The organism is Nonomuraea antri, assembly GCF_013283785.1.
In the GTDB taxonomy this organism is placed as follows: domain Bacteria; phylum Actinomycetota; class Actinomycetes; order Streptosporangiales; family Streptosporangiaceae; genus Nonomuraea; species Nonomuraea antri.
In genome coordinates, this window is sequence record NZ_JABCPZ010000148.1 from 20,936 (window position 1) to 27,716 (window position 6,781).

Below are 6,781 nucleotides of genomic sequence, written 5' to 3' on the forward strand. Positions count from 1 at the left end.
GGCGGAGGAAACGGGGTCAGCGGATGGCGGCCAGGTCGATGACGATCTGCTCGCCCGCCTTGATCCGGTAGGTGAGCATGCGCCCGTCCGGCTTGGGGTCGCTGGCGAACAGCGTGCCCTTGGCATCGGGCCGGACGCCCAGGTCCAGCACCCGGCCGGTGTCGAGGTCGGCCATGAGCAGGCCGAGCGTCCTGTCGGTGCCGAAGGCGAACCTGTCGCGGAACAGCCGCTTGCCGACCGCCTCGAACGGCAGGACCCGGTCAGGGGTGCCATTGCGCGCGGTCACCTGGCCGCCCTTCTCCGGCACGCACCTGTTCAGGCCGCAGGCGTAGCCGTCGGCGGCGTCGCGTACCTCGCCGGTCTGGACGTTACGCAGCTTCTGGAAGGCCGCGGCGTCGTGCCGCAGCAGCCCGGGGCTGCCGATCCACGGCCAGGACAGGACGTGCTGACCCGCGGTGCCCGGCACCGTCCGCGCCTGGCCGGTGGCCAGCGGGGCCTGGAAGACGCCCGCGTTGCCGACCGAGAACGCGAGCGTGTCGGGAGTGAGCGACAGCCCGGTCACCCGGCGTTCCATCCGGTTGGTGACAGAAACGGCCCCGCGCAGCGCGGGCTCGCCGCCGGTCGCGGGCACCGTCCAGACCTCGACGATCTCCGCGCCCGCCGCCCGGCGCGCGGTCCACCAGGCGATGTGGCCGTGTCCCGCGGTGATGTCGGCGGCGAAGATCGTCGCCGTCCCCGGCGTGTGCACCTCGGCGATCTTCCTGACCCGGCCGTCGGCCAGGTCGTAGGCGAGGAACGCGTCGGTCTTCTCGAACGACGACTCGGTGGTGACCAGGATGGTGTCGTCGTCCAGGAAGGCCTGGGGCGAGAACGCCCGGCCGTCGGGCAGGGTGGCCGGGACCGTCCGGAACGCGGCGGGCGCCGCCTGCGCCAGCGGCACGGGGTCGGCGAACACCGCGGCCCTGGCGAGGACGGTGTCGGCCCGGCCGGTCGCGGGCGCGCCGGCCGTCCTGGTGAGCAGGAACGCGCCGCCCGCGATGACGGCGACGGCCAGGGCCGAGGCGATGACGACGACGGAGCCGCGCAAGGCAGAGGAGTTCATCGTGTGCCGCTCCTGTCGTCAGGCGATGAAGGATGGGGGATAGCCGCAACTGAAGATGCGCACCGTGCCGTTGGAGAGTTTGTCGCGGCTGCAGACCTGGATCGTGACGCTCTCGCCTTCATAGGCGTCGATGAGGTCCAGCCGGGAAGTGCCGGCTCCGCCGGTATAGGTGTAGGTCCCGTAGAGGTACCCGTTTTTCCACGACTGGGAGCGCACTCCGTATCCGTCGGGGGCGTCGTCCCACGTCCGCACCGATTCCAGGTGGCCGTTGTTGTAGGTGTCGTTGAAATAGGCGCTCGCGCCCGTGTAATCGGCGTAGGCCCAGCCGTCGCTGGCGTACGCCGAGGAGGGGATCAGCGCCAGGGGTACGGCCAGCAAGGCCGCGCATATGGCCCTTCTCATGACAGGCAAGTTGCCTCCGGTAATGGTTACCTGTTGATCTCCTCGGTGATTCTTGAAGTGCCGGGATAGTAAAACAAGACTTGATCTGCCGTAAATGCTGTGTTGAGCTTCCGGCTGGGGATTGTGAAAAGAAGACGCACCGGCGCATTGATGTTCGCCGGTGCGTCGTCAAATAGTGGTCTGGCCGAAATGCCTCAGAGCAGAGCGGCGGGCAGGGTTTCGCCGTCGACCTTGACCTTGCCGCCCGAGCACGACACCTTGGGCGACTCCTCGCCCGGCACGATCACCGTCAGCAGCGACTTCGCCGCCGGCGAGACCACCACGTTCGTGCGTTCCTTGGCCAGGTACGTGGGCGACATCCAGCCCAGCTTCCCCCCGCGCTCCACCTTCTGCCCGCCGACCGACTTGCACGAGGCGAACTGCACCAGCGTGACCTTGAACTTGCCGTCGCTCAGCACCACCCGGCCGCCGTCGTTCGAGACGACGTTGAGCGACGGGGCGAAACGCCACAGGTTCTTCACCTTCTTGCCGCCGGACGCGGTGTCGAGCACGGCCATGAAGTCCTTACCGTGGTTCACCAGCACCGACCGGGTGCGGCTCACGCCGTACGCCTTGTCGGTCAGCCGGAACGCCTGCCGGTCCTTGCCGTACTCCGAGTCGGTCAGCCTGCTGTACGTGCGCGGCCGGAACCGCTCGCCCACCACGGTCGGCACGTTGTGCGCCTCGTGGGACAGCGTCCAGTAGCGGTAGGTGCTCTTCTCGTAGGAGTGGAAGCCCGCGTCGACCAGGATGTCGCGGCCCTGCGCGTAGTAGGTCACGCCCAGGTGGTCCTCGTGGCCGTGGAACTTCATGCCGGGGCCGAACCTGAGCGAGTAGTACGCCGAGTCCGGCTTGCCCCAGTCGGTGCGGCCGAACACGTACCCGGCCTTGTACACCTTGACCTTCTTGTCCGGCGTGCCGGTCTCCATCTTGGGCTCGGTCTCCGCGCTGCCGTCGCCGAGCGGCACCATGAAGCCGTTGGGCATGGTGGAGTGCGCGATGAAGTCCTTGAGCATCTCGGCGCGCTCGGCCACGTCGCCGGGCACCTTGCGGTCGCACGCCTTCATGTTGGTCATCGCGACCTGGAGCCTGCCGTAGACATAGACGGCGTAGCGCGGCGCCTGCTCCATGAGCGCGCCCTGGGAGTCGACGTCCAGCTTCACCGTGCCGGTCAGGCGCTTGGCGGCCAGGTCGGACCAGTCCTTCCTGCCGAACCTGCAGCCGATGCCCATCAGCGCGATGTCCTGGTCGATGCCGTGGTTGTGGCCCTTCTTGTACAGGCGGGCGTCGGACAGCAGGCGCGCGTGGTCGGCCAGCGAGTCCTTCAGCCAGCCGTCATTGACGTGCATGCTCAGGCACAGCAGCGGCTGCGTGCGCAGCGACGTCGGGTGGTCCTTCCACACATACGACCTGGTGCCGCGCGCGCCCGGCTTGTTGTTCGCGGCCCAGTCCTTGGCGATCTCGGTGGCACGATCCAGGTACCGCTGCTCGCCGCTGTTCTCGTAGGCCACCACCAGCGCCCCCATCCAGCGCAGCGACTGGAAGACGAACTCCCACGAACGGTTGCCGTACGGGCTCTGCGACCAGTTGATCTTCTTGCCGAGCTTGACGGCGGGCAGGCCGACCAGGGAGATCTCGCCCCGCATGACGTCGTCGGCGGTGGGCGTGCCCGGCAGCCAGTCGCCCTGGCACTGCGCGGTGCGTTTGACCGGTTCTGCTTGCGCTGGGCTCACCGTCCCGCCGAGAGCGAGCACGAGAGCAAGGGGGATCGCAAGCCGGCGCACGCCAGTTCCTTCCGGGCCGAAAGATGGGGGTGGAACATGCTGTCCGAATCGCGATCAACTGGTCAAGTTGAGTGCGTCATTCGTTAGCCGCCCGATGCGCCTTCGGTTCCCGCGCCCTGGAAGAACCTCCGGAGCACCCCGGCTCGCGGCCGGCGGGCGGGTGGCGAGATGCTGGTGACTGTGAGATACGACGACATCGTGATCCCGGACACCCCCGCCTGCCGCGGCGCCCTGGAGGTGGCCACCCGCTACCACACGCCCTCGCTGCTCAACCACTCCATCCGCGCCTACCTGTGGGCGGCGGCCTACGCCCAGCAGGAGGGCATCGCGTTCGACGCGGAGCTGCTGTACGTGGCGTCCATGCTGCACGACGTCGGGCTGGCCGCCGAGTTCGACAGCCACACCGTGCCGTACGAGGAGGCGGGCGGGCACGTGGCCTGGGCGTTCTGCGCGGGCGCGGGCTGGTCGCCGGAGCGCAGGACGCGGGCGGCCGAGGTCATCATCAGGCACATGTGGGACGAGGTCCCGGTGGCCGACGACCCCGAGGGTCACCTGCTCGAACTGTCGACCGGCATGGACATCTCCGGGCGCCGCACCGACGAGATCCCCGCCGGCGTGCGCCGCGAGGTGCTGGAGCGCCACCCCCGCCTGGAGATCGCCAAGGAGTTCACGGTCTGCATCTCCGAGCAGGGCGCGCGCAAGCCGTCGAGCATCGCGGCGCGGTTCGTGGCGAACGGCATCGCCGACCGCATCGCCGTCAACCCGCTGGACGCCTGACGCCGAGTCCCACGGACGCCTGAGCCCGCCGGACGCCTGAGCCCGCCGGGTCAGGCGCCGGGCCGCCCCGCGCTCTGCACGACCTCGAACGACCACAGGTCCGAGCCCGTCGCCGCGGGGCCCTGCCCGTGCCCGTGACCGCTCCCGCCGCCCTGACCTGACGCCTGTCCCGACGCCTGCGCGTGGCCGCGCTGGAACGCCTGGCCCTGCTGCCAGTTCAGGAAGTCCTGCTCGCTGCGCCAGCGGGTGTAGACCAGGTAGTTGTCGGTGCCGTCGACCGGCCTGAGCAGCTCGAACCACTCGAAGCCGTCGGAGTTCTCCACCATCCCGGCCCGTCCGGTGAAGCGGCGTTCGAGCTCTTCGCGCATGTCGGCGGGCACGGTCAACACATTGATCTTGACGACGGACACGTCGGCGACCCCTTCGTTACTGCACGACCCGTTGTGGCGCAGGTGAGGGCTCCAGGCTAACGCGGGCCACCGCGGGCACGTGATCGACCTCCAGCGCCTCGCGCATGTGCGGGATCGCCACTCTGGCCAGGTGGTCGGCCAGTTCGTCCATCGGGGCGCGCTCGTCGGCCACCACCCGCAGCCGGACGGCGGGACGCCGGCGCGTGCCCGCCAGGTCGGCGCTGGCGCTCAGCACGGCCGGGTTCGACTCCAGGTCGGCGGCCACCGCGTGCGCCATCCCGCCCGCCGACACCTCGGTGACCCCGCCGGGACCGCTCTCCAGCCGCAGCGAGCCCCGCGTGTCCCTGCGTCCCTGGGCGAACAGCCAGCGCAACGCCAGCAACGCGACCACGATCGAGACCAGGGCCACCGCCCACCAGATCCACGGGCTGGTCCTGGCGAAGAACGAGCGCAGGCCGCCGTCCGCCATGGGCGTGCCCGCCGGGGCCGCGGGGATCGCGCCGAGCCCGCGGGCCAGCGCGAGCGCGCCGAGCAGCGTCAGGATCAGGCCGACCAGGGCCAGCCCCCACCGGTTGCCGCGTCCGGTCTTCCTGCTCACTTGCGCTCCTTCACGTTGACCGCCACCCGGTAGGGCTCCACCGGGTTCAGCGCCGCCAGCCTGGTCAGCACCGCGTCGTGGACGGCCGAGCCGAACGCGTCGGGATCCCAGCCCGAGGTGAAGGGCGTGACGGCGACCGTACGGCCGCGGATCGAGGCCTGGGCGTGATGCACGCCGGGCACCTCCTCGGCCGCGTGCGCCAGCGCCCTGGCGAAGCTCTTCTGCCGCAACCCGATGACCAGCTCGGGATCGCCGGTCCTGACCGGCACCAGCCGCGGACGTCCCGGGATCAGCGCGATGAGCAGCAGGGCCAGCCCGATCAACGTCACCAGCCCGGCGCCGAGCAGCGCCAGCGGGTGCGACCACGGCGTCGACGAGGCGCCGGCGAGCATCCCGTCGTACGGCAGCCAGCGCAGCGGACGCCCGATCAGCGCCGAGATCGTCTCCGCCGCGATCAGCAGGCTGAGCAGCGTGAGCACGATGGCCACGATGCTCGCGGGAATCGAGCGGTGCGGGCGGAACGCGCGCAGCGCCGCCCGGTCGGCGGCGCGGTTCACCGGCGGGCCGGTGGTCTCCTCGGCCCGGTGCGCGCCCGCCTCACCTGCGGAAGGCGTGCTCGCGTGCTGATCCGTCATGCCGGCTTCCCTCCACGTCCAGGTCCGTCAGGGTCAGGTCCACGCGGTCGACGTGCAGCCCGGTCTGCTCGTGGACGCGGTTCGACACGTGCTCCCGCAGCCTCGCCGCGACGGCGCGCAGCGGCGACGGGTACACCATGCTCAGGTTCAGGTTGATCGTGACCCGGTCGCCGCGGACCTCGGCGCTGGACGAGCGCGACCACGGCAGCCCGCCCAGGTGGACCTCCCGCACCTCGGGGATCTCCCTGGCGGCGCAGCACGCGATCTTCATCGCCACCCGGTCGGCGATGGCGGTGTTGCCGCGCCGCTCCGGCGCCGCCTGGGGCGGACGCCGCTGCTCGGGCACCGTCACGGCGCCCGCCCCCGCCCGCGGGCCGGAGGCGACGGTGGTCATCTCCGCCTCGCCGAGAGGTTCGCGAGGTTGATCTCACCGCTCTCCGCGATGCGCCCGACCAGGAAGCCGAGCGCGCCGAGCACGAGCACGAGCAGGAACGCGCCGAGCCCGCCGAAGGCCCCGGCCATGCCGAGCGCGATGCCGACGGCCATGCCGATCACCGGCAGCCATGGAACGTTGTTCATGATCTCTCCACCACGTCGTCGATGCGTACGTTCACCGAACGGCCGCCCGCCAGGCCGTGGACGGCCTGCCGCACTCCGTCGGCCGTTTCCGGCAGCGGCCGGTCCAGGGTGGCGACGATGGCGATCTCGATCGTCCCGTCGTCCACGGACACGCCGTTCAGCCGTTCGCCGGGGAGATAGGTGGCCACCGTGCCGAACGGGCCGCCGGACAGCCCGGCCACCCCCTGGCAGGCCCGCGCCCGGTCCGCGATGCTCCTGGCGTCCACCTGCCCCGCCTCGTGTCTCCCCGCCTCGTGCTGCCCCGCCGCGTGCTGACCCGCCTCGTGCGCGCCGGCCGGGCGCAGGGCCGACGCGGTCCCGGCGGGCTGGTCCTGCGCGGGCTGGTCCTGCACGGGCTGGTCCTGCACGGGTGGGCCCTGCGCAGGCTGGTCCTGGGCGGGCCTGCCAGGGGGTGG

At 71.0% G+C, this 6,781-nt stretch carries 10 protein-coding genes; 1 reads left to right on the top strand and 9 read right to left on the bottom strand.

The features are described from left to right. Positions 1 to 16: 16 nt before the first annotated feature. The 3 genes from HII36_RS36040 to HII36_RS36050 all read right to left on the bottom strand — a co-directional run bounded on the left by HII36_RS36040 (position 17) and on the right by HII36_RS36050 (position 3,327). Positions 17 to 1,102, bottom strand: a complete 1,086-nt coding sequence (locus HII36_RS36040) for a hypothetical protein (protein WP_173527795.1) — start codon at positions 1,100 to 1,102, stop codon at positions 17 to 19. 18 nt (positions 1,103 to 1,120) lie between these two features. Further along, positions 1,121 to 1,504 (bottom strand): hypothetical protein, encoded by a 384-nt coding sequence (locus HII36_RS36045; RefSeq protein WP_173527796.1) that lies wholly within the window; start codon positions 1,502 to 1,504, stop codon positions 1,121 to 1,123. 194 nt (positions 1,505 to 1,698) lie between these two features. Next, positions 1,699 to 3,327 carry a heparinase II/III domain-containing protein gene (locus HII36_RS36050; protein ID WP_328808040.1) on the bottom strand — a complete coding sequence of 543 codons (1,629 nt, stop codon included), beginning with the start codon at positions 3,325 to 3,327 and terminating at the stop codon, positions 1,699 to 1,701. Positions 3,328 to 3,507: 180 nt separating this feature from the next. Between HII36_RS36050 and HII36_RS36055 the strand changes: the two genes are divergently transcribed. After that, on the top strand, positions 3,508 to 4,104 hold the full coding sequence (locus HII36_RS36055; protein WP_328808041.1) for an HD domain-containing protein: 597 nt from the start codon (positions 3,508 to 3,510) through the stop codon (positions 4,102 to 4,104). A 50-nt stretch (positions 4,105 to 4,154) separates the two neighbouring features. Here the strand turns inward: HII36_RS36055 and HII36_RS36060 are convergent, their stop codons facing one another. From HII36_RS36060 to HII36_RS57110, 6 genes are all read right to left on the bottom strand, one after another. Further along, on the bottom strand, positions 4,155 to 4,514 hold the full coding sequence (locus HII36_RS36060; RefSeq protein ID WP_173527798.1) for an antibiotic biosynthesis monooxygenase family protein: 360 nt from the start codon (positions 4,512 to 4,514) through the stop codon (positions 4,155 to 4,157). Between the two features lie 16 nt (positions 4,515 to 4,530). After that, positions 4,531 to 5,112: an Asp23/Gls24 family envelope stress response protein gene (locus HII36_RS36065; protein WP_173527799.1), complete on the bottom strand. Its 582-nt coding sequence runs from the start codon at positions 5,110 to 5,112 to the stop codon at positions 4,531 to 4,533. Beyond that, entirely contained in the window at positions 5,109 to 5,747 is a 639-nt protein-coding gene (locus HII36_RS36070) for a DUF6286 domain-containing protein (RefSeq protein WP_173527800.1), read from the bottom strand. Before HII36_RS36070 ends, HII36_RS36065 begins: the two co-directional genes overlap by 4 nt. Further along, positions 5,710 to 6,141: an Asp23/Gls24 family envelope stress response protein gene (locus tag HII36_RS36075; protein ID WP_173527801.1), complete on the bottom strand. Its 432-nt coding sequence runs from the start codon at positions 6,139 to 6,141 to the stop codon at positions 5,710 to 5,712. Before HII36_RS36075 ends, HII36_RS36070 begins: the two co-directional genes overlap by 38 nt. Then, on the bottom strand, positions 6,138 to 6,326 hold the full coding sequence (locus HII36_RS36080; protein ID WP_173527802.1) for a hypothetical protein: 189 nt from the start codon (positions 6,324 to 6,326) through the stop codon (positions 6,138 to 6,140). The genes HII36_RS36075 and HII36_RS36080 overlap by 4 nt, the downstream gene beginning before the upstream one ends. Beyond that, positions 6,323 to 6,781: Asp23/Gls24 family envelope stress response protein (locus HII36_RS57110; RefSeq protein ID WP_236004219.1), on the bottom strand; the 459-nt coding region annotated here is incomplete at its 5' end. The genes HII36_RS57110 and HII36_RS36080, both read right to left, overlap by 4 nt.

Bases quoted from the DNA above. Each gene is read 5' to 3' on its own strand.
- HII36_RS36040 (WP_173527795.1), bottom strand. From the start codon at position 1,102: ATGAACTCCTCTGCCTTGCGCGGCTCCGTCGTCGTCATCGCCTCGGCC.
- HII36_RS36045 (WP_173527796.1), bottom strand. From the start codon at position 1,504: ATGAGAAGGGCCATATGCGCGGCCTTGCTGGCCGTACCCCTGGCGCTG.
- HII36_RS36070 (WP_173527800.1), bottom strand. From the start codon at position 5,747: ATGACGGATCAGCACGCGAGCACGCCTTCCGCAGGTGAGGCGGGCGCG.
- HII36_RS36075 (WP_173527801.1), bottom strand. From the start codon at position 6,141: ATGACCACCGTCGCCTCCGGCCCGCGGGCGGGGGCGGGCGCCGTGACG.
- HII36_RS36080 (WP_173527802.1), bottom strand. From the start codon at position 6,326: ATGAACAACGTTCCATGGCTGCCGGTGATCGGCATGGCCGTCGGCATC.